Genomic DNA, 20942 nt, shown 5'->3' with positions numbered 1-20942 from the left:
CGCAAACGACAACCGGCAGAGCAGCTCACCCCAGCTCAGGAGTGACCCCCAGGTCGAAGTCCCAATCCCCTTCGGCTCGACCCGCCTCAAGTTCGTCCAGCACGTGCCGTGCATCGATACCGGGACCGACGTCCAGTGTCACGATGCCGTACCGGGTGAGCTTAGTGCGTGCCCCCATGGAGTCGAAGACCTCGACAATCCGCTCCGGGTCGAACCCGCCGAGCGGAACCACCCGGGAGCACCAGTGGTTGCCTTGCTCGGCCACTGCCACCGCCCACACGCTCGCGTCCGGTTGGGTTTCGGTGGCAAGCACGTCCCCCACGGCGACACCCGGTACGAAGACAGGAGTTGATGTGATCCGGTGGAGGTTCTCCCCGATCTCCTCGGTGCGGACCTCCTCCTCGGTCACCGGAGGCCAACCCTCCGCATCCTGTTCTAACGCAATCCATACATGAGGCATGGTTCGATCCAACCCTTTCAAAGGTATCCCTACTATAACTTTTGACGATTACAAGCCAGACACAAACACTGTCTTTTACTGGGATTCCCACTTCCTCCTTCTGATCTCGGCATAACCTGATCGACAGCCACTTCGTCATCCGGCAGCAGCTCACCTCAGCGATTCTGTTTCGTTCTAACGACAGGCGTATCACAGTCGGTGCGCCTAGCGCACCCATCTGGCTGCGCATGCGCACCCCTCCACATCACCTCACCTTTTCCAGTTAGGAGTGAAAGGCCTATCTTTTCGAGTATTCGGAATTCCCTCTCGACACGGAGTAGAGGTGAATCCAGGACAGACAGGAACCGCAGTCCCGGATGCGGAAATCCTACTGCACGTTCCCGATTTTCCTCCAATCTTGAGTTGGACCTTGAACACCAAGATTCCCGCAAGCTTTTTCGGTGCTTTGCCGGCTCTTCACAATTTATCGCATCCAGTCGTTCCTCAAAAGCCTACTACAACCGAAAACAGACAAACCCAACAGCCATGGAAGTTTCTTCCATGGCAGGAGTCGCTTTTCAGAGACCTTCCAAAACTGTTTCAGTGTATTAATCAAGTCCTCTGTTGATGATTTTCATCAAATCATCTTCAAGCCGCTCACAGAGACATATTTAAGATACATCCTGCTAAATTGCAAACCCTAGAAATGCGCATCTCTAACTACGCGAGAAATGTTTCCATCATCAGAAATGACATCCGCTTCAACATTTTCCAGCGTGTCTTTCGAAATGGTCTCAACAAGCTGTTGTGAACAATGAGCGACGGCAGCCATGTTGTCAAACACAGACTTGAATGAAGGTTCAGAGAAGTTCAATCTTGTATGTTTCTCATATTCGGGGGGGGCTCAGCCATGCTTTCTACTGCAGACAGCCGAAGGATCATCTCGAGGCCTAATCCCTTGGCTCCGGTGCACGACCGCCCGCGAGCGGCGACCGACGTGACCGGCTCACCCCAGTGTGCGGACCAGTTCCTCGTCCAGGGCTGACAGGAACTCCTCGGTGGTCAACCAGGGTTGGTCGTCGCCGACAAGCAGCGCCAGGTCCTTGGTCATCCGACCAGATTCGACGGTCGAGATGCAGACCCGTTCCAGCGCCTCGGCGAAGCCGGTCACCTCGGGGGTCGCATCCAGCTTGCCGCGATGGCGCAGTCCCCCGGTCCAAGCGAAAATCGAGGCGATCGGGTTCGTGGAGGTCGCCCGGCCCTGCTGGTGCTGGCGGTAGTGGCGGGTCACCGTGCCGTGGGCAGCCTCGGCCTCCACGGTGCGCCCGTCGGGGGTCATCAGGACCGAGGTCATCAACCCGAGTGATCCGAAGCCCTGGGCAACGGTGTCGGACTGGACATCGCCGTCGTAGTTCTTGCAGGCCCACACGTAGCCGCCCTCCCATTTCAGGGCAGAGGCGACCATGTCGTCGATGAGGCGGTGCTCGTAGGTGATGCCCGCCTGCTCGAAACGCTGTTTGAACTCGGTCTCGTAGACCTCGGCGAAAGTGTCCTTGAAGACACCGTCATAGGACTTGAGGATCGTGTTCTTAGTCGACAGGTAGACCGGATAGCCGCGCTGCAGGCCGTAGGCCATTGATGCCCGGGCGAAGTCACGGATCGACTCGTTGAAGTTGTACATGCCCATGGCCACGCCCCCGCTCTCGGGCATCCGCACCACTTCGAGTTCCATCGGTTCAGAACCATCGTCGGGGGTATAGGTGAGGGTCACGGTCCCGGCACCAGGTACCTTCATGTCGGTGGCCCGGTACTGGTCACCAAACGCATGGCGACCCACAACGATGGGCTTGGTCCAACCCGGCACCAACCGCGGGATGTTGGAGATGACGATGGGCTCACGGAAGATCACCCCACCGAGAATGTTGCGGATGGTCCCATTGGGCGAGCGCCACATCCGTTTCAACCCGAACTCGGCGACACGAGCCTCGTCAGGGGTGATGGTCGCGCATTTGACACCCACTCCGTGGACTCTGATCGCATTGGCCGCATCGACGGTGACCTGGTCATCGGTCGCGTCGCGGTTGACGATGCCCAAATCGTAGTACTCCAGGTCGACATCCAAGTAGGGCAGGATGAGCCGCTGCCTGATGAACTCCCAGATGACCCTGGTCATCTCGTCGCCGTCTAACTCGACGACTTTGCCGACCACCTTGATCTTGCCCACAGGTCCGACCTCCTCCGCTGAGTCGCTGCCGATATCAGTTCAACGATGCCACATCTCCTGCCTGTCTCCACCATGTCTGGGAAGCACACACTAATTGTCCACGCATGCGAGAAGACCCAGCCCGACGAATGGTGCGGCTAGTGTGACGGCGTGCATCGCCTGATCCTAACCTTCTCCTGCACCGACGTTCCGGGCATCGTCAACGCCGTGACTGGTGTGATCGTCGCCGCCGGGGGAAACATCACCGAGCTCCAGCAGTTCACTTCTTTGGACACCGGACGGTTCTTCATGCGCATCGAACTCGACGTTTCGGCGGACAGAAAAACGTTTAGTTCCCTGCTGTCCCAGGTGGTTTCCCGCTTCGATGCCATCTGGGATCTGGTCGAATCGGATCGTCGCACACGGGCCCTGGTGTTGGTCTCCAAGGCCGGGGGACCGCTCAACGATCTGTTGTTCCACAAGCGGTCCGGAGACCTCCCCATCGACATTCCGCTGGTCATGTCGAACCACGAAACGCTGCGTCCGATGGCCCGGTTCTATGAGGTGGGCTTCGTCTCCCACCCGGTGACTCCCGAGACCAAGGCGAGGTTCGAGGCCGAGGTGCGGCGCATGGTCGAACTGCACGACATCGACGTAGTGGTGCTCGCTCGCTACATGCAGATTCTCACCCCACAGTTTTGCGCCGACTTCCCGGGGCGGATCATCAACATCCACCATTCCTTCCTCCCAGGGTTCAAGGGAGCCAACCCTTACCGTCAGGCCCACGAGCGCGGAGTAAAATTGATCGGGGCCACGGCCCATTTCGTCACCAAGGATCTCGACGAGGGCCCGATCATCGAACAAAACGTGCAACGAGTCGACCACTCACGCTCGGTCACCGAACTCACCTCCATCGGTCAGGGACTTGAGTCCGACACCCTCACTTCTGCGGTGCGTTTGTTCGCCGAACGCCGCATTTTCCTCGATGGGGTACGCACCGTGATCTTCAACTGACCCGGTCACTTGATACCCCGGGGGCGCACGGAGGATGGAACTGGACTAGCCTTGGACCCATAGGACTCATCAACCAATGTCGAGAAGAGGATTCCTGTGTCTGAAACTCCGGTCAAGATCGCTGTCACTGGTGCAGCCGGTCAGATTTGCTACTCCCTGCTCTTCCGCATTGCCAGCGGTGCACTGCTCGGCGAGCGTCCCATCGAGCTGCGGCTCCTCGAAATCACCCCGGCCCTGAAGGCCTTGGAGGGCGTGGTCATGGAACTCGATGACTGCGCATTCCCGAACCTGACAAGCATCGTCATTGGCGATGATCCGAAGAAGGTCTTCGAGGGAGTCAACGCCGCCATGCTGGTCGGAGCCATGCCTCGCAAGGCCGGGATGGAGCGCGGTGATCTGTTGAGCGCCAACGGCGCCATCTTCACTGCTCAGGGCAAAGCCCTCAACGAGGTGGCCGCCGACGATGTTCGCGTACTGGTGACTGGCAACCCGGCCAACACCAATGCGCTGATCGCCATGTCGAATGCTCCGGACATCCCCAACGAGCGCTTCAACGCGCTAACCCGGCTCGACCACAACCGCGCCAAGGCGATGCTCGCCACCAAGGTCGGCGCCAGTGTCGGCGATGTCAAGCACATGACCATCTGGGGCAACCACTCTTCCACGCAGTACCCAGATCTCTTCCACGCTGAGGTAGCCGGTAAGCCCGCCGGTGAGCTGGTCGATCAAGCATGGGTCGAGGACGAGTTCATCCCCAAGGTCGCCAAGCGCGGTGCTGCGATCATCGAGGCCCGTGGTGCATCGTCGGCTGCATCCGCCGCGAATGCCACGGTCGAGCACATGCGCGACTGGATCCTGGGCACTCCCCAGGGCGACTGGGTCTCGATGGCTGTTCCGTCGGACGGCTCCTACGGGGTCGCCGAGGGCGTCATCTCCTCCTTCCCCTGTGTGGTGAAGAACGGCAAGTACGAGATCGTCCAGGGCTTGGAACTCGACGCGTTCTCCCGCGCCAAGCTTGATGCCTCCGTCGCCGAACTGCTCGACGAGAAGAAAGCAGTCACCGAGCTGGGTCTCATCTGATCTGTCATTCGACGATGCTGGGCCGGGCTCTTGCGAGCCCGGCCCAGCATCCATTCTCGGCCCCGCATAATCGCCTAGTCCCGGCTGGGGTAGCGAACAGTCACGACCGCCGATCTGCAGACTATCTCAACCCCAGAACCCGCCGGGAACCACGAGCCCGAGCACTATCATCGCCACCCCGGCGGTCAGTGATACGAGAACGTCGAAGAGTCTAGAGCGAACCACCAGCAGTCCAACAACTCGCTCGGGCAGCAACATGCGCAGCCCCGCAGCCAGTACCATCGCACCACCCATCATCATCGAACCACGACGCCAGTGGTGCAACCAGACCAGCACCAACCCCACGGCAAAGGCCACCAACACCACCGCCAGTGCACTCACCCGCAGATCTTCGTCATGCCCGAAGACCGGCACTGGTTGCTCGGGGGCTGGAGAAAGCTTTTTAGCCACGTTCGGCAAGATCGACGACATTGGCTAGTAGCATCGCGCGGGTCATCGGCCCGACTCCACCCGGGTTGGGAGTTACCTTCGATGCGATCTCCCATACACCAGGGGCCAGATCGCCCGTCGGTTTGCCATCGACGCGGGTGACACCGACATCCACCAGTACCGCCCCGGGCGCCACCATATCTGCGGTGATCATGTGGGCCCGTCCGGCAGCTGCGATAACAACATCGGCGGTCCGGGTGTGGGCAGCCAAATCCTTGGTCCCGGTGTGGCACAGCGTCACGGTCGCATTCACGTCCTTGCGGGTGGCCAGCACCCCTAGGGGACGTCCGACGGTGGTGCCGCGACCCACGACGCAGATCTCGGCACCATCGGTGGGCACGTCGTGACATCGCAGCAACTCAATGATCCCTCGCGGGGTGCACGGCAGCGGTGCCTGCTGCCCCAGCAGCAGTCGTCCCAGGTTGGCCGGGGCCAGCCCGTCGGCGTCTTTGGCCGGGTCTATCTGCTCCAGGGCCCAATTGTCGTCGAGATGTCCGGGAAGCGGCAGCTGGACGATGTAACCGGTGCAGGCCGGGTTCTCGTTGAGAGCGGCAATGGCCTCGGAGACCTGCTGGGCCGAGGCATCGGCGGGAAGATCGACACGAATCGATGCGATGCCCACCTCAGCGCAGTCCCGGTGTTTGCCGGCGACGTAGAGCTGGGAGCCCGGATCCTCGCCCACCAGGATCGTGCCCAGCCCCGGCACGATGTCGTGTTCTCGCAGGGCAGCAACCCTGAGAGCCAGTTCCTTTTTCACCGCAGCAGCGATGACCTTCCCATCAATCCGTTCGGCGCTCATCGGTGCTCCTCAGTGAAAGAAGTGGCGGGTTCCGGTGAAGTACATGGTGATCCCGGCAGCCCGTGCCGTATCAATGATCTCCTCATCACGCACCGATCCACCCGGTTGGACAATGGCCTTCACCCCGGCTTCGATGAGGATCGAGAGCCCGTCAGAGAAGGGAAAAAAAGCATCCGATGCGGCCACCGAACCTACTGCACGCTCCCCCGCACGCTCGACGGCCAGCCTGCAGGAGTCGACGCGGTTCACCTGTCCCATGCCGATCCCCACCGAGGCGCGGTTGCTGGCCAACAAGATGGCATTCGACTTCACTGCCCGGCAGGCCCGCCAAGCGAATACCAGATCAGCGATCGTCGCTTCGTCGGCTGGTTGCCCCGCAACCAGTTGCCAATTGGCCGGGTCATCACCGGGGGCATCAATCCGATCCGGAGCCTGCAGCAAGGCACCCCCCGAGATGGGATGCAGCTGACGGGCGCGATGCTGATGGGGGGCCGCGACCAGGATGCGGATGTTCTTTTTGACCTCCAGCACCTCAATGGCGCCCTCGGCATAGGACGGAGCGATGATCACCTCGGTGAAGATCTCGGCCACTTGGCGGGCCATTTCGACGCTCACCTCACGATTCGTGGCGATCACTCCACCGAAAGCAGACACTGGGTCGCAGGCGTGGGCCTTGCGATGAGCCTCGGCAATGTCAGTACCGGTCGCAATGCCGCAGGGGTTGGTGTGCTTGATGACAGCCACGCACGGCCCGTCGAAGTCGTGGGCCGCGCGATAGGCTGCGTCGCCATCGGTGTAGTTGTTGTAACTCATCTCCTTGCCGTGCAACTGGGTCGCCTGGGTGAGTCCGGCCGGGCCGGCCTCGTAGGCGTACAAGGCTGCTGGCTGATGGGAGTTCTCGCCATAACGCAGGGTGCCCTGTTTGGTCCAGGATCCGCCGATCCAAGCCGGAAAACCGTCTCCTTTGGAGGTATCGGCCAATGTCGAACCCACCCAGGAGGCCACGGCGATGTCATAGGAAGCAGTGAGCGCGAAGGCCTGAGCCGCCAGATGCTGCCGGGCCTCCAGACTGGTACCACCCGCAACCAGGGCATCAGCCAGCAAGGCGTACTGGTCCGGAGATGTGATAACCGCAACCGAGGGATGATTCTTCGCCGCGGCGCGCACCATGGAGGGTCCACCAATATCGATCTGTTCGACGCATTCGGCGGGAGTGGCCCCGGATGCGACCGTCTGGGTAAACGGGTAGAGATTCACCACCACGAGATCAAAGGCTTCGATGCCGAGTTCTGCCAGCTGGGCGCGATGGGATTCCAGACGCCGATCGGCGAGGATGCCGGCATGGACGCGCGGATGCAAGGTCTTGACCCGTCCATCGAGGCATTCGGGAAAACCAGTGAGTTGCTCGACCGGGGTGACCGTCACACCAGCCCGGGCCAGGCACATCGCCGTCGAACCGGTGGACACGATCTCCACCCCGGCATCGGCCAGCATCCGGCCGAGATCCTCAAGGCCCGACTTGTCGTACACCGAAACCAGGGCTCGACGGATCGGATGCAACTCAGCCATGATTCTCCTCGCTCAGCAGTTGGGTAACGACTTGCACAAGCAAATCCCGTTCGACCACCTTGATCCGCTCGTGCAGTGTCTGCTCGGTGTCCTCATCAAGAACGCGCACCGGCTCCTGGGCGATGATACGGCCTGTGTCGACGCCAGAATCGACCATGAAAATGGTGGTGCCCGTGACCTTCACCCCGGCAGCCAAGGCATCACGCACCCCATGGGCTCCCGGGAAAGAGGGCAGCAGCGCCGGATGGGAATTGATGAACCGGCCGCCGAAGAGATCGAGGAAGTCTGTACCGACGATCCTCATGAAACCCGCAGAGACGACCAGATCAGGCTGGTACCGTGCGACGGCCTCAGCCAACTCGATGTTCCATGCCTTACGGTCCGGGAGCATCTCGACGACGAAATGCTCGATCCCGGCATCGGCCGCACGCATCAGCCCAAGGGCATCCGGGAGGTCGGAGCCGACAGCGACCACTTGGAAGACAGAATCGGGAAGACGGCCCGCAGTGATCAAGGACTGCGCCAGGGTTCCGCTTCCAGATAGGAGCACGACGACGCGTTTCACAGACCCAGCCTACTCGTCAGCGGTCTCGCTGGGCTGGATGCGCCGGTCGACGACCACGGATGTGGGGGTGAGCAACTCGCTGGCTCCCCTGCCTCGACCCAGCATCCCCATGGTGACACCCACCAGGAGTCCACCGATACCCATCGCGGTGGGGGCCATAATGAGCAGTGGCCCCATCCGCGCCCCTATGTCGATCAGCCGCACCATGCCGAGATCGCCATTGGCCAGCAGCTGGGTTGCCGCAAAGAAGATGCCAGATACGACCCCGGACGATGCCCCGACCAGAGCCGAGAGGTCCACCCGGGTGTGCACGTCAACGCCGCGCAGCACCAAGGTCGCGGCGATTCCGCCCGCGATGAGCCCCGACGCGAGCCAGATGACATGGCCGACGGGCATGGCGATGGTGTCAGGAATAATTCCCAGCACCGGGATAGCCGGCAACAACCCGACTTGGCTGGTGACCGGAGAGACGACAGTGTCGACGCCGATCTGGACGCCCGCCCCGATGGCCCATGCCCCCGCCCACAGAATCATATTCGGCAGCCACATGAGCTGGGCGATGAGCAGCATGATCCCACCGAGAACCCCCGGTTGCAATGATTCATGAATGGTCACGACTCGATCCATGCCACTTAACAGAGCCGTCACCATCACCACAGCACCCACAGCGATCATCCACAGCCAAGCAGCAATCACCCCACGCAGCACCGGCTCCACCCAGCGGTTCGGGCGTGCGGGGCGAAGGCCTAGAGGGCGCACGAAGCCACCCAATCCAAGCAGTATGAGCATGCAGATGGTGGCGAACATCGGGCGCGATTCGACCCCATCGGGTCTAGTAGCGGCGCGCACGACGACCAGAATCACCACATAGGTCAGGGAAAAGGTAAGCCCGCTGCGCAACCACCGCACTGGACGTTGGTCTCGCTCAGGGGGATGTGAATGCCTGGCCGCGAGCTGACAGGCGCCCAGACCCATGGCGACCACCACTCCCGTAGCGCCCAGCGGGGTGGTCGATAGAATCGCCGGACCCACGTTGATTGAGGCTCCATGAGCCAGCAACCATCCCCTAGTGGCCACCTCAAGAACAGCAGGGAAATCCACCGGGGTGACCGCGAACCAGCCGAGGACGCAGAACCCGGCGACCAGCAGCCACGTTGCCGCGGCCGTCCCCACCGCTGCGAGGACAGTCATGGGCATCCATGGAAGTCGCCACGTACGGTCGGGGCCAGCATGGACAGACGCTAGTTGGTGGCGTCGCTTGCGTGTGCGCCGGGAGTCATCGGCCATGATCAAAGCCTCTCCAACGGTGCGTATTTCAGGGCGAGCCTTTTGGTGCCGGCCGATCCGAAGTCGACGTCGGCCTTGGCCTTGTTGCCTTCCCCGCTGACCGCCACCACCTTGCCCAGGCCGAAGGTGGCGTGTAGCACCCGGTCACCAGCCGACAGTGCGGGAACTGTTTTGGCTCCCCTACTTGTTCCGGAACCGAACACCGGGCCCTCATCGCTGGGGGGTTGGTAGGAACGGGGCGTCGAGGTGGCTGCCCAGTTGGCGGCTTCCGCACCGGTACGCCGCCAGTCGATGAGTCCGGCCGGGATCTCGTCCAGGAAACGGCTCGGCGGGTTATGGGATATCTGACCAAAGACGGTGCGGACCCCGGCCCGCGACAGGTGTAGCCGTTTGCGCGCCCTGGTGATGCCCACATAGGCCAGGCGGCGTTCCTCGGCAAGTTCCCTGGGGTCGGTCATAGATCGCATGTGGGGGAAGATGCCGTCCTCCATACCCGTGAGGAAGACGTTGTCGAATTCGAGGCCTTTGGCGGTATGCAGGGTCATCATGGTGACCACTCCGGCCCCGTCGGTGGGAATCTGATCCGAATCGGCAACCAGGGCGATGCGTTCCAGGAAAGCGGGCAGCGACGGGTCGGGTTCGGCCACACCCATCAACTCGGCGTCGGACTCACCCGGGTCATCGGGAATGTCCTGGGCTGTGGCCTGGGCCACGAACTCCTGGGCGACCTTCACCAATTCGAGGAGGTTCTCCACCCTCGTCTGGTCCTGGGGATCGCTGGAACCAGCAAGTTCTGCCATCATCCCGCTGCGTTGCAAGACGGCCTCCAGCACCTCGTGGGCTGGTGCCCCTTCGGCAGCCATCACGCGCAGCCCGGCCATCATGTCGGAGAAGGCCCGCACTGCGTTGACCGAACGCGAAGCCATGTCCGGAGCCTCGTCTGCCCTGTCGATGGCCTCGGAGAAGGTGATCTGCTCATTGCCGGCGAGCATCGTCAGTGCGTTCTCGGCGCGTTCCCCGATACCTCGCTTCGGGGTGTTGAGCACTCGTCGCACCGACACATCGTCGTCTGGATTGGCGATCGCCCGCAGATAGGCGATGGCATCCCTGATCTCCTTGCGCTCGTAGAACCGCACTCCACCGACCACCCGGTAGGGCACCCCGACCCGGATGAAGACCTCCTCCAAGGCCCGGGACTGGGCATTGGTGCGGTAGAAGACCGCCATATCAGAATACTTGTCGCCGGAATCAGCCAAGGAGTCGATCTGGTCAGCGACGAATCTCGCCTCCTCATGTTCGGTATCAGCGACATATCCGATGATCCGCTCACCATCCCCGGCTTGAGACCACAACTGCTTGTCGAGCCGGTTTTCATTGTGCCGGATGATGGCATTCGCCGCCGATAGGATGGTCTGGGTGGAGCGATAGTTCTGCTCCAGCAGGATGGTGCGGGCCCCGGGGAAATCGGCCTCGAAATCAAGAATGTTGCGGATAGTCGCACCCCGGAAGGCGTAGATCGACTGGTCAGAGTCGCCGACCACCATCAACTCCCCCGGCCCGATACGCGGAGCGTCAGCGGGCAATCCGTCATCGCCAAGCTCGCCGCACAGCTGCTTGACCAGCAGGTACTGGGCATGGTTGGTGTCTTGGTACTCATCGACGAGCACCTGCCGGAACCGGCGGCGGTAACTCTCTCGAACACTGGGGTTGTGCTCGAACAACTGCACCGTCTTCATAATGAGGTCGTCGAAATCTAGGGCATTGGCTGCCTTCAACCGCTTGTCGTACTCGGCATATGCCTCAGCGAGGGGTTCATCTGCGCCCTGGGCCTGAGCAACAGCCTGATCGGGGGTGACCAATTCGTTCTTGCAACCCGACACCCAGTTGAGCAGGGCACGAGGAGGGAATTTCTTCGTATCAAGACCTTGATCGCGACCCACCAGGGCCATCAGCCGCCGGGCATCGGTATCGTCGTAGATTGAGAAGGCCTTGCGATAGCCCAGCTTGTCGATCTCTGAACGTAGGATACGCACACAGGCTGAGTGGAAGGTCGACACCCACATGGCGCGAGCCCGATTGCCGACCAGATCGGCAACCCGGGAGCGCATCTCGGCAGCGGCCTTGTTAGTAAAGGTGATGGCCAGGATCGATCCGGGATGCACATCACGGACAGCAACGAGATGGGCAATGCGCCTGGTGAGTACCCGAGTCTTGCCGGAACCCGCACCCGCGATCACTAGCACCGGTGAACCGGCATGCACGACGGCTTCTCGTTGCGGCGGGTTCAATCTCTCCAGCAGATCCGTCTCCGCGGTGAAGGGTGCGGGTCGATCGGGAACCACCTCGGTGAGCAACGATGGCGCCGGGGTGGTGAAGGCGGGGAACAGGTCCGAAGAAGTCATGGCGGGTCTACGATATCCAAGGCCCGGGACAGTTCGCGGGTGTACACCCCCAGCAGAGCACAACTGGGTATCAGGAGATCACCCGAACCAACCCGAGCCGACCCCGGAGAAACGGATCCGGGCGTTGAGGAACGGGATATCGTGGCGGCATGTCATTCATCTCATGGATACTTCTGGGCCTTATCTCCGGTTCCATCGCCAAGGCAGTGGTTGGCGGGGGAAGCAATGGATGGATCATGACCATCGTGCTCGGCATCCTCGGTGCCATGGTGGGCGGCTGGTTTGGCTCAACCCTGTTTGGCGCATCTCTTCGGCACTTTTTCTCCCTGCAGACCTGGATTCTCGCCGTCCTCGGCGGTTTCTTAGTCACCTTCATCTACAACAAGATGACCAACAAATCCTGATCGCGCGAGCCGTGTCTCGCCTCCGTAGCAACAGGCGAGACACGAGGGAAGTGTCTGCTGCATGAAAAACCCGGACCTCCATCAGCGGTTGTTCAGTTACGGGGTTGGCGGTCGGCCCAGACCCGCGGATCAACGCGTCGTCCGGTCCAGAAGGGGGTGTCAACCCGCACGTGGAGCCTCGCTTCGGTGTGACGCTGGTGGTGGATGACCCCCTCCAACCTATCCAAGGTGTCTGCCTCGAAGCCAAGAATCCACTCGTAATCGCTCATGCCAAAGGTTGCCAGGGTGGAACCCTTGACATCCGGGTACTGGGAGAAGCCCTGACGCCCATGAGCTGCCATGATCCGGGACCTCTCCTCGTCCGCCAGCAGATACCAGTCGTAGGAGCGGACGAAGGGGTAAACCATCAGCCAGTCCCGAGGGGCCACTCCGCCGAAACATGCCGGGATATGCCGCCGGTTGAACTCCGCCGGGGTGTGTAATCCCATGCACGACCACACCGGCTCCAAGTGCCTGCCCAGAGCGCTTGCCCGTAGTCGGTGATAAGCGTCCTGCAGCGCATCCGGATCGTCGTCCAACCACCACACCAGCAGGTCGGCATCGGAACGGAATCCCGCGACGTCATACCAGCCGCGGGTGGTGATATTGCTGCTGGCAACGAAATATTCCGACTCCCCCACCAGACGGTGGCGTTCCACCTCACCGGTTGGTAGGGCGATAGCCAACCGGAAGACTGCCCACAGCGCATAGTGGTGGGCGTTGTTCACCGCGTCGAAATCAACCTCGGTCGCATCCCTGGGGTCGCGATGAGGACGACGAATCTCGTCCTCGAAGCGGTGGACCATGCCTTCTGCGGAACGCTGGGGATGGGTGGACACTGCCTCTCCTTCGTCGACGATTCTCCCCCAAGCCGCAACTTTGACGCGGCCTGGTGCCCGTGGGCCTTCCCGGCCCTGTCCCGAGGATAGTCAGCAACGAGATCGTCGGCCATCCCACCGAGGTCAGACGAGTTTCCGGTCGGTCGCCCACTTGGTGAGCTGGTACCTGTTCGACAACTGCAACTTGCGCAGTACCGAGGAGACGTGAGTCTCGACCGTCTTGATGGAGATGAACAGCTCCCGGGCAACCTCCTTGTAGGAATAGCCGCGGGCGATCAATTTCATCACCTCGCGTTCCCGGTTGCTCAACCGGTCCAGGTCCTCGTCGATGGATGCAACGTCGATGGACCCGGAGAAAGCGTCGAGCACGAAACCTGCGAGCCTCGGGGAGAAAACGGCGTCATTGGTGGCGATCCTCCCAACCGCGGACACTAGGTCGTCGGTAGAGATCGACTTGGTGACATACCCCCTGGCCCCGGCCCGGATGACCCCGATGACATCCTCGGCTGCGTCCGAGACCGACAACGCCAGAAATTTCACCTCGGGATGGGTGGCATGCACCTGTTTGGCAACCTCGGCACCACCTCCGCCCGGGAGGTGCACATCCAGCAGGACAACATCGGGCAGGGTTTCGTTGATCACCGCGACCGAGGATGCGACGTCCTCGCCCTCCCCGACCACCAGGATCTCGTCGGGGCGCTTGTCCAACTCGTGGCGAACCCCAGCCCGGAAGATGGCGTGGTCGTCAACCAGGACGACCCGCCACGGGCCAATATGTATGGCTTCGGAGGTCTCGGTGGTCACAGTTTCATCTCCAATCGAATCTCGGTGCCCTCACCGGGCGCCGTACGAATCGTCGCCACGCCTCCGTGGCGTTCCATGCGGTCAATTATCGAACCACGCACACCCATCCGGTCGGCAGCAATCCGGGCCATGTCAAAACCTACGCCACGATCGCGTACGAAGACCTGCGCCGTCGCAGGGTCCGCATCCCGGTCGACCTCAGCGTACACGTCGATCATTGCCGCCTTAGAGTGCTTGGCTGCATTCATCATCGCCTCCCTGGCCGACTGGACCAGCACATGAAGGCGTTCGTCAAGCTCAACATCGCCAACACAGATCACCTCGATGGGCACCCCGCGTTCATCCTCAATCTCCCCACCGGCTTCCACCAGCGCCGCCTTGAGAGTGCCCGGGGCCTTCACATCCCCGTACAGCCAAGTTCGCAGTTCCCTTTCTTGACGACGGGCGAGAGAGGCCACCTGACGCGGATCATCGGCTTGACGCTGGATGAGGGCCAAGGTTTGCAGGACCGAGTCATGCAGGTGTGCAGCCATGTCTGCCCGGGTGTCGGCGATCAGCTTCTCCTCCCGGGCGATATCAAGCTTGCGTAGATAGGAGAAGAACCATGGAGCCGCGACGACCAGCAGACCCGAGATTGACAGGGCAACGACCGACATCACCACGGGAATCTGGTCGAGACCAATCTGGGCAGCTGTGAGCAGGGAAATGCCGACTCCCAGCATGCTCATGCCGACGATCACCCGCAATACCAGCAGCCAACGATTGCGCCCGGTGGCCGGTGTGTCGGCTTGCAGCCACACCAGGACGATACCGATGGCAGCCATCAACGCGGGCCAGAACAAGGGACTAGAGATCCCCCAGCCCACTCGTGAGGCCAAGGCCAGCACTCCTACGGCCAGCATCGAGAATGCCGTGATCCGACCAATTCCAGATCCCTTGACCGAATGGTCATTCCCGGCAGGCCTCATCCCCTGGTGGGATGCGGCCATGATGCCAGGTGCCTGCACCGCGCTCGGCTCGTCGGCCATCAGCATCCACAAAGCAGCGTAGATGCCGACAGTGAACAAATTGCAGAAGGTCAGTGCGATGAACCCGCCACGCACCACCCAGGCTGACCATCCCAGGTGACGGGCGATGCCGCCGGCGACCCCTCCGAGCCAAGCACGACCGAGCGATCTGTGCAGGCCAGGTCGGATCACTGGCTGGGAGTGTCCCAGCGTCGGCCGAGCAGTGTTCACCGAACCAGACTCACATGGTCCGGGATCGTTTTCCACTCTGCCGGGGAAGAATCGGGGTGGTGATGCATGGGTTGTCGGACAGAAATGAGACAAACTTGCTTCATGTACTCCGTCCACACACCGGCTCCCCAGGATTGGACGACCACGCTGTTGCGGTTGCACCGCACCCCCGGGCACCATTCGTGGACGGGAGTATCCCGGATGCTGGCAGCTTGGACGGGTATCGACCCATTGCTCATCAGATGCCTGTTCGTCGTGCTCACAGCATCCGGCGGCCTGGGCGTGATCGCTTACCTATTCCTGGTTGCCCTGACCATCGACACCGATACCGGACGGGCTCCCCTGGACCGGCTGGGAAGTGGATGGCGCAACCAGTCCTCCCAGTCCGTGGTCGGTGGAGCGATTACCCTGGCCATTCTACTCTCCCTCGGTGCCGGAACATTTTTCCAGGCCATCGCCGGGTTCAACACGTTGATGGTCATCGGGCTCATGGTGTGGCTGGGGCGCCGGGTGCGCTACGGACAGAACCTGCAGGAGCCCACTTCCGCCCCGTCCCAAGCACGCTCGGCCACAGCCCTGGGAGCTTTTACCACAGCCACAGCGGCCCTGGTGATGGCGGTGCTGCTGGCAAGTGGACTGGACCCCTTCTTGATCTTGGGAATCGGGTTAGCAATCACCGCAATCGGCACCGCGATCACCGCTTGGGTGGGTACCTCACGATTACTCATCGCGACCGGAGTGATTCTAACCTTGCTGACAGCCACGAGTTTCGTCACCATTTATTACACCAGCTCCTCCTCGGTGGTACCCGGCCCCCAACTGGTCGAACAGTCCGAACTACATGACGTCGCCCTGACGGCAACCTCAGTCATCTATGACCTGAGTTCCATGACTGTCACGACCGATTCCACCTGGTCAATCGAGGTGGACAATTCCAATCTGACCTTGGTTCTCCCAACCGAACAAAACATCGATGTGGACGTGAAATACACCGATTCGACGGTAAACCTCCCCTATGCCTTCGTGTTGTACGGCTCCGGTCGGGATGGAACAACAGGCACCGCGCTGCGTGAAGCGGGTGCCCCCCATCTATTGATCCAGATCACCGCAACCAATTCGAGGGTGGTGGTCTCTCAGCCATGAGCCGACGACCGAGGGTTTCGACACTGGCTTGGGCTGCGATGTTCGCCTTGGTGGCACTCGTTGCTCTCTTTCAGGCGATGGGAGCCGCCGAGACAGTCACCGAGTTGGTCCGTACCGGTGTCCCGGTATTGTTGATCGTCCTGGGCTTGCTCGGCCTGTGGAGCAGCAGGACCAACCAGTAACCAGTCCTGACTATAACGTGACCGTGACCGACACCAAAAAGGCATCGGCCACGGAGATAGGTGATGGAAAGCTCAGTAGGTCAACCTTTGTTTCACCGCTTCGGTGCTCTCGTTCTCGGTGGTGCGATAGGCCTGCCCCGTCCCGGACACCGCATCAGCAAAATCCTTGAACTCAAGGCTGCCCTGGGCGCTCCACTTGGTCGACGAACTCTGAGAATCGTGATAACCGGCCTCAGCCGTCTGCACCAGACCGAAATCCCTGCGTTCGGCGGTTGTGCGGGAAAGCACCTTGGAGATGTCCTCCATACGAGCCGCCCATTCCTGCCAGGCTGCGGACCTGGCCTCAATCGCATCGGGTGAGGCCTCAACGGTCCCAGCCCACCCGCCGATACTGCCCGCAGCAGCGGCCCCTCCGGCAGCGGCTCCCCCGGCAGCGACAGCACCACCGGCACCTGCACCGATAGCTCCCCTGCTAGTACCACCGGGTCCTGAGATGAACTCCGCGGTCCCATTGCCACCTGCTCCACCGCGGGCAGGCACTTTCAGGTCCACCAGAGCGTAGGATCCAGCGCGAGGAGCCCCTGTGCCAGGGTTCGTCCCTCTGCCACCAATAATTCTGGAACTGCTGCCACCGGAACCGTCGGAGTCTGATCTACCACCGTCAATTCGACCGTCGGCTGCGATGGTGCCAGCAGAATAACCGGCCACATGGCCGGAAGAACCGGATGCCTGGGTACCCCCGGCTGCCCCGGTAGAACCGGCGCCAGGAGCATATCCGGCCACACTGCCACCCGCGGAAGAACCTGCCGCTGCTGTCATACCGATGGGTGGAGCAGACATCGCTCCGCCGCCCGCAGAGGAACGGGATACGGCCTCTCGGCCAGTCACTCCGCCGAATCCTCCGGATGCCTGAGCAGCCCCTGCGCCGAACCCAGCCTGGCCATTACCGACGCCTACGCCACCGGGCACCTGAACTGCACCAGCTGCCACACCGGGGGCCGTGGTACCAGACGGCATTGTTCCCGCAGAGCCGGACACACCAGAGCCCTGGCCCTGCGCACCGATCATTGGGGGGCGCGCACCGCCGGATCCTTCTTCTTCCTTCTCGTGCCGCTTGCGGTTCAGGTCAACGAGTTCTTCGTAGACCTCAAGATCCTCAAGCTCATCATCGCTGGTGGCGGTGATTCCGTGCACATCGTAGCCCGTGACCCGCCTAGGGGTGTCGTCTGCCGTCATCATGACCTCCTGTTGTGACTCTTCAAGTTTGCCATCCCTGGGGGCCACCCAGGCCAGCGGCAACACCCTGAGATCTCCGCGACTTATCACAACCGGATGCCACGCAACAGATTTGCCTGCCGATTGATCCTCGGGAACCGGCACACATAGGCTTGTCGCCGACATTTTCAAGGCAAAGGGGAATGATGCAGATCAAGATCTCAGACCATTTCACCTTCGCAAAGCTCCTCCGGTTCACCGCCCCGACAGCAGCCATGATGCTGTTTACATCGATCTACGCGATCGTCGACGGGTTGTTCGTCGCCAATTTCGTCGGGAACACTGAGTTCGCGGGACTCAACTTCATCTACCCGATGCTGCAGATGATCTCCTCGCTCGGGATGATGCTCGGTTCGGGAGGCAGTGCCCTGGTGGCCAAGACCCTCGGAGAAGCCCAGCCTGAACGGGCCAACCAACTTTTCTCGTTGATCATCCGGGCGACCATCGTATTGGGTGTAGTAGCCTCCGCTATTGGGGCCTGGCTCGTCCCGGATGTGGCACGAGGACTCGGAGCGACCGGTCAGTTGTTGGAAGCATCAACCCTGTACGGCAGAATCTTCCTCGTCGGGCTAACCACCATGATGCTCCAGGCCGTGTTCCAGTCCTTTTTCACCGCAGGAGGCCGTCCGCACACCGGGCTGTGGTTCGTGATCGGCACCGGGATCACCAATATGGCGCTGGACTGGTTGTTGATCGTTCCGCTGGACATGGGGTTGGCCGGGGCGGCCTGGGCAACGGTCATCGCGTCTTTGGCCGGAGGTTTGCTGCCCCTGATTTGGTTTTTGCGTCCCAATCCTTCCATGCTGCAACTGGGGAAAGCGGTTCGTGACTGGCGTGCCCTAGGCAAGGCATGTACCAATGGCTCCTCCGAGATGATGGCGAATATCGCGATGGCTGTTGTCGGAATGCTGTACAATTATCAACTACTCAAGTACACCGGGGCCGACGGGGTCGCCGCCTACGGGATCATCATGTACGCAGGCTTCGGGTTCGCGGCAATCCTATTGGGCTTCGCCTTCGGAGTTTCCCCGCTGATCGCCTACAACCATGGCGCCCGTCGCACCGACGAACTGCGCAGCCTCTTCACCAAGTCGGTGACTCTGGTAACGATCTTCGACTTGGTGATGACCATCACCATCTTTCTTGTAGTTCGCCCGGTTGCCGGGCTGTTCGCCGCCGGGAACCAGAATCTACTGGATCTCACTGTCCAGGGAGGCCGGATCTATGCCCTGGCCTTCCTTCTGATCGGCTTCAACATCTTGGGCGGTATCCTATTCACCGCCCTAAACAACGGGCTGCTGTCTGCGGTCATCGCCTTCTGCCGGACTCTGGTCTTCGAATGCTTGTGCGTACTAGTGCTTCCCGGATTCTTCGGGGTACCCGGGATCTGGGCATCCGCAGTGGTGGCCGAGGTGTTGGCCTTCTTGGTGACCCTTTCCATCGTGCTGGGCGCCCGTCGTCACTACGGTTATCTCTGAGCACCGGCGCTGCCCTGAATGGCTCCCACATCGTTTGCCGACTTCGGTGTTCACGATGGATATGAACGTATTCTCTTTTCCATCGAGTTGGGGTTGTTGTCCATCGAGCAGTGATCTGGCTGATGGGAGTCATCTAAGCGGTAAAACCTCAATGTTGTTGCATCGTCTCCGGAAGAAAGAGCCGTACCATGCGCAACAGTGACCGGCAGCAGTTCGAGTCAGCGAATGTTTTTGACACAAGCGAACCGAACCTTGCCCACAACGAATTCTTCACCGGGTAATCCTTCCTGAGCCTGTTGGCCGACCCGCAGGCCGGAGAGCTCTCATATGACGTTCGAACCGGGGTACCGCAACAGTTGGCAGATCCACCACGCCGCCACGGGTATTGGCCAAGTTCTCATCTGTACTGCCGGATCCGGTTGCTATCAGCAGGAGGGCAGTCCTGCTGTCTCGCTGAGACCAGGTTCGGTCGTCGTCATCCTGGCCGGTATCAAGCACTGGCACGGGGAGAGGGATTCCTGATTCTCCCGCATCGCAAGCGTCCCGGACAGCACCGAGATGTCACGATCAACGGCTGGAACTGGTCAGCGACAAGCGCTAGGCGGCCCTGGAAAACTGATTACCCCACCGAAGACAATCGAGGCCCTCAATGATCCTGTTCAACAATGATTATGACCGAGGCGCTCATCCAAACGTCCTGGCCGCCTTGACCGCCGCCAACGAAGATTCCCATCCGGGCTATGGCCACGACACTTGGTGTGCCCGTGCCCGAGAGCTGATCTCCGCCCATCTCGGCGGGGTCGCCGCCGAAATCCACTTCCTGGTGGGCGGCACACAGGTGAACTCCACCCTGATCGCTGCCGCGTTACGTCCCTGGCAGTCGGTACTCAGCGCCGATTCCGGGCACATCGCTGTCCATGAGACCGGAGCCGTCGAGGCCACCGGACACAAGGTGGAGGCACTGCCGACCAGCAACGGGAAGCTGGCAGCAACTCAGATCGAAGATGCGGCCACAAGGTGGGCCAGATCGACAGTGCCCGAACACGTCACCCAGCCCCGGGTGGTCTACATCTCCTTTCCCACCGAATTTGGAACCCTCTACTCACTGTCCGAGCTGACCGAAATCTCCGAGGCCTGCCGTCGTCACAAGCTCTTCCTGATGATCGACGGGGCACGTCTCGGCTATGGGCTGGGGTCATCTGCCAATGACGTGACAATCGCGGACATCGCCAGGCTAAGTGATGTCTTCACCATCGGTGGCACCAAATGCGGTTTGCTGTTCGGGGAAGCCGCAGTGATCATCAATCCGGTCATCGCCGACGGGTTCCGGTCGATGATGAAGCGCAGCGGGGCCCTACTGGCCAAAGGATGGTTGCTCGGTATCCAATTTGCCACGATCTTCACCGATGACCTGTACTTCCGAATCACCGCACGGGCCGATGAACAGGCACAACGGATCAAACAGATCTTCAACTCCCACGGGATCGCATCCCACATGGATTCACCAACCAACCAGCAATTCATCGTGGTAACCACTGCCCAGATGGAAGCCCTGGGGTCGCACTTTGGTTTCGAGTACTGGGAGGCACTGGGCGACGACCGGCATTGTGTCCGGTTCTGCGCATCTTGGTCAACCACCGATTCACAGATCGATCATCTCGCCGAGGTTATCGCTGCCCTGTGACCCGTCGAT

20 protein-coding genes are annotated in these 20942 nt (G+C 61.1%); 8 read left to right on the top strand and 12 right to left on the bottom strand.

The window, feature by feature from the left end:
* Nucleotides 1-25: 25 nt before the first annotated feature.
* Together HMPREF1531_RS08220 and HMPREF1531_RS08215 are read right to left on the bottom strand one after the other, a co-directional pair.
* Complete coding sequence (locus tag HMPREF1531_RS08220; RefSeq protein WP_016669482.1) at nucleotides 26-460, bottom strand: DUF4265 domain-containing protein; 435 nt, start codon at nucleotides 458-460, stop codon at nucleotides 26-28.
* A gap of 985 nt (nucleotides 461-1445) precedes the next feature.
* Nucleotides 1446-2663: an NADP-dependent isocitrate dehydrogenase gene (locus HMPREF1531_RS08215; protein ID WP_016669481.1), complete on the bottom strand. Its 1218-nt coding sequence runs from the start codon at nucleotides 2661-2663 to the stop codon at nucleotides 1446-1448.
* Between the two features lie 150 nt (nucleotides 2664-2813).
* Here HMPREF1531_RS08215 and purU point away from each other — a divergent pair, with 150 nt between their 5' ends.
* Together purU and HMPREF1531_RS08205 are read left to right on the top strand one after the other, a co-directional pair.
* Entirely contained in the window at nucleotides 2814-3656 is an 843-nt protein-coding gene (gene purU / locus HMPREF1531_RS08210; protein ID WP_016669480.1) for a formyltetrahydrofolate deformylase, read from the top strand.
* A 96-nt stretch (nucleotides 3657-3752) separates the two neighbouring features.
* Nucleotides 3753-4736, top strand: coding sequence for a malate dehydrogenase (locus tag HMPREF1531_RS08205; protein WP_016669479.1), 984 nt, complete (start codon nucleotides 3753-3755; stop codon nucleotides 4734-4736).
* A gap of 126 nt (nucleotides 4737-4862) precedes the next feature.
* Here HMPREF1531_RS08205 and HMPREF1531_RS08200 read toward each other — a convergent pair whose 3' ends face one another.
* The 6 genes from HMPREF1531_RS08200 to pcrA form a co-directional block, all read right to left on the bottom strand.
* Nucleotides 4863-5186, bottom strand: coding sequence for a DUF3017 domain-containing protein (locus tag HMPREF1531_RS08200; protein ID WP_198011022.1), 324 nt, complete (start codon nucleotides 5184-5186; stop codon nucleotides 4863-4865).
* On the bottom strand, nucleotides 5179-6024 hold the full coding sequence (locus tag HMPREF1531_RS08195) for a bifunctional methylenetetrahydrofolate dehydrogenase/methenyltetrahydrofolate cyclohydrolase (RefSeq protein ID WP_016669477.1): 846 nt from the start codon (nucleotides 6022-6024) through the stop codon (nucleotides 5179-5181). Before HMPREF1531_RS08195 ends, HMPREF1531_RS08200 begins: the two co-directional genes overlap by 8 nt.
* A gap of 9 nt (nucleotides 6025-6033) precedes the next feature.
* On the bottom strand, nucleotides 6034-7593 hold the full coding sequence (gene purH / locus HMPREF1531_RS08190; protein ID WP_016669476.1) for a bifunctional phosphoribosylaminoimidazolecarboxamide formyltransferase/IMP cyclohydrolase: 1560 nt from the start codon (nucleotides 7591-7593) through the stop codon (nucleotides 6034-6036).
* Nucleotides 7586-8158 carry a phosphoribosylglycinamide formyltransferase gene (purN, locus tag HMPREF1531_RS08185; RefSeq protein ID WP_016669475.1) on the bottom strand — a complete coding sequence of 191 codons (573 nt, stop codon included), beginning with the start codon at nucleotides 8156-8158 and terminating at the stop codon, nucleotides 7586-7588. Before purN ends, purH begins: the two co-directional genes overlap by 8 nt.
* Nucleotides 8159-8167: 9 nt before the next feature.
* Complete coding sequence (locus tag HMPREF1531_RS08180) at nucleotides 8168-9349, bottom strand: cell division protein PerM (RefSeq protein WP_036897567.1); 1182 nt, start codon at nucleotides 9347-9349, stop codon at nucleotides 8168-8170.
* Between the two features lie 98 nt (nucleotides 9350-9447).
* Nucleotides 9448-11847: a DNA helicase PcrA gene (pcrA, locus tag HMPREF1531_RS08175; protein WP_016669473.1), complete on the bottom strand. Its 2400-nt coding sequence runs from the start codon at nucleotides 11845-11847 to the stop codon at nucleotides 9448-9450.
* 149 nt (nucleotides 11848-11996) lie between these two features.
* Here pcrA and HMPREF1531_RS08170 point away from each other — a divergent pair, with 149 nt between their 5' ends.
* The gene (locus HMPREF1531_RS08170; protein WP_016669472.1) at nucleotides 11997-12251 is read left to right on the top strand and encodes a GlsB/YeaQ/YmgE family stress response membrane protein; all 255 of its coding nucleotides are present in this window, start codon (nucleotides 11997-11999) and stop codon (nucleotides 12249-12251) included.
* Nucleotides 12252-12343: 92 nt separating this feature from the next.
* Here HMPREF1531_RS08170 and hemQ read toward each other — a convergent pair whose 3' ends face one another.
* The 3 genes from hemQ to HMPREF1531_RS08155 form a co-directional block, all read right to left on the bottom strand.
* Nucleotides 12344-13129 carry a hydrogen peroxide-dependent heme synthase gene (hemQ, locus tag HMPREF1531_RS08165; protein WP_016669471.1) on the bottom strand — a complete coding sequence of 262 codons (786 nt, stop codon included), beginning with the start codon at nucleotides 13127-13129 and terminating at the stop codon, nucleotides 12344-12346.
* Nucleotides 13130-13252: 123 nt separating this feature from the next.
* Nucleotides 13253-13933 carry a response regulator gene (locus tag HMPREF1531_RS08160; protein ID WP_016669470.1) on the bottom strand — a complete coding sequence of 227 codons (681 nt, stop codon included), beginning with the start codon at nucleotides 13931-13933 and terminating at the stop codon, nucleotides 13253-13255.
* Entirely contained in the window at nucleotides 13930-15171 is a 1242-nt protein-coding gene (locus tag HMPREF1531_RS08155; protein ID WP_016669469.1) for an ATP-binding protein, read from the bottom strand. The genes HMPREF1531_RS08160 and HMPREF1531_RS08155 overlap by 4 nt, the downstream gene beginning before the upstream one ends.
* Nucleotides 15172-15273: 102 nt before the next feature.
* Here HMPREF1531_RS08155 and HMPREF1531_RS08150 point away from each other — a divergent pair, with 102 nt between their 5' ends.
* Nucleotides 15274-16314 (top strand): PspC domain-containing protein, encoded by a 1041-nt coding sequence (locus HMPREF1531_RS08150; RefSeq protein WP_036897564.1) that lies wholly within the window; start codon nucleotides 15274-15276, stop codon nucleotides 16312-16314.
* Nucleotides 16311-16496: a hypothetical protein gene (locus tag HMPREF1531_RS13685; protein WP_016669467.1), complete on the top strand. Its 186-nt coding sequence runs from the start codon at nucleotides 16311-16313 to the stop codon at nucleotides 16494-16496. The genes HMPREF1531_RS08150 and HMPREF1531_RS13685 overlap by 4 nt, the downstream gene beginning before the upstream one ends.
* A gap of 72 nt (nucleotides 16497-16568) precedes the next feature.
* Here the strand turns inward: HMPREF1531_RS13685 and HMPREF1531_RS13680 are convergent, their stop codons facing one another.
* On the bottom strand, nucleotides 16569-17735 hold the full coding sequence (locus HMPREF1531_RS13680; protein ID WP_198011021.1) for a hypothetical protein: 1167 nt from the start codon (nucleotides 17733-17735) through the stop codon (nucleotides 16569-16571).
* Nucleotides 17736-17914: 179 nt separating this feature from the next.
* Here HMPREF1531_RS13680 and HMPREF1531_RS08130 point away from each other — a divergent pair, with 179 nt between their 5' ends.
* The 3 genes from HMPREF1531_RS08130 to HMPREF1531_RS08120 all read left to right on the top strand — a co-directional run bounded on the left by HMPREF1531_RS08130 (nucleotide 17915) and on the right by HMPREF1531_RS08120 (nucleotide 20933).
* Nucleotides 17915-19249: an MATE family efflux transporter gene (locus tag HMPREF1531_RS08130; protein WP_198011020.1), complete on the top strand. Its 1335-nt coding sequence runs from the start codon at nucleotides 17915-17917 to the stop codon at nucleotides 19247-19249.
* Between the two features lie 327 nt (nucleotides 19250-19576).
* A complete protein-coding gene (locus tag HMPREF1531_RS13675) occupies nucleotides 19577-19771 on the top strand; it encodes a hypothetical protein (protein WP_016669463.1) in 195 nt (64 codons plus the stop codon).
* Between the two features lie 127 nt (nucleotides 19772-19898).
* Complete coding sequence (locus tag HMPREF1531_RS08120; protein ID WP_016669462.1) at nucleotides 19899-20933, top strand: threonine aldolase family protein; 1035 nt, start codon at nucleotides 19899-19901, stop codon at nucleotides 20931-20933.
* The last annotated feature ends 9 nt before the right edge of the window (nucleotides 20934-20942 follow it).

It is taken from the genome of Propionibacterium sp. oral taxon 192 str. F0372, assembly GCF_000413315.1.
Classification (GTDB): domain Bacteria; phylum Actinomycetota; class Actinomycetes; order Propionibacteriales; family Propionibacteriaceae; genus Brooklawnia.
Note: the sequence above shows the minus strand (reverse complement) of the source record. Positions and strands in the feature narration are given on the sequence as shown.

Bases quoted from the DNA above. Each gene is read 5' to 3' on its own strand.
- purH (WP_016669476.1), bottom strand. From the start codon at position 7,593: ATGGCTGAGTTGCATCCGATCCGTCGAGCCCTGGTTTCGGTGTACGAC.
- HMPREF1531_RS13675 (WP_016669463.1), top strand. From the start codon at position 19,577: ATGACGTTCGAACCGGGGTACCGCAACAGTTGGCAGATCCACCACGCC.
- HMPREF1531_RS08180 (WP_036897567.1), bottom strand. From the start codon at position 9,349: ATGACTGTCCTCGCAGCGGTGGGGACGGCCGCGGCAACGTGGCTGCTG.
- HMPREF1531_RS08220 (WP_016669482.1), bottom strand. From the start codon at position 460: ATGCCTCATGTATGGATTGCGTTAGAACAGGATGCGGAGGGTTGGCCT.
- HMPREF1531_RS08120 (WP_016669462.1), top strand. From the start codon at position 19,899: ATGATCCTGTTCAACAATGATTATGACCGAGGCGCTCATCCAAACGTC.
- HMPREF1531_RS08170 (WP_016669472.1), top strand. From the start codon at position 11,997: ATGTCATTCATCTCATGGATACTTCTGGGCCTTATCTCCGGTTCCATC.
- HMPREF1531_RS08130 (WP_198011020.1), top strand. From the start codon at position 17,915: ATGATGCAGATCAAGATCTCAGACCATTTCACCTTCGCAAAGCTCCTC.
- pcrA (WP_016669473.1), bottom strand. From the start codon at position 11,847: ATGACTTCTTCGGACCTGTTCCCCGCCTTCACCACCCCGGCGCCATCG.
- HMPREF1531_RS13680 (WP_198011021.1), bottom strand. From the start codon at position 17,735: ATGATGACGGCAGACGACACCCCTAGGCGGGTCACGGGCTACGATGTG.
- HMPREF1531_RS08150 (WP_036897564.1), top strand. From the start codon at position 15,274: ATGTACTCCGTCCACACACCGGCTCCCCAGGATTGGACGACCACGCTG.
- HMPREF1531_RS13685 (WP_016669467.1), top strand. From the start codon at position 16,311: ATGAGCCGACGACCGAGGGTTTCGACACTGGCTTGGGCTGCGATGTTC.
- HMPREF1531_RS08195 (WP_016669477.1), bottom strand. From the start codon at position 6,024: ATGAGCGCCGAACGGATTGATGGGAAGGTCATCGCTGCTGCGGTGAAA.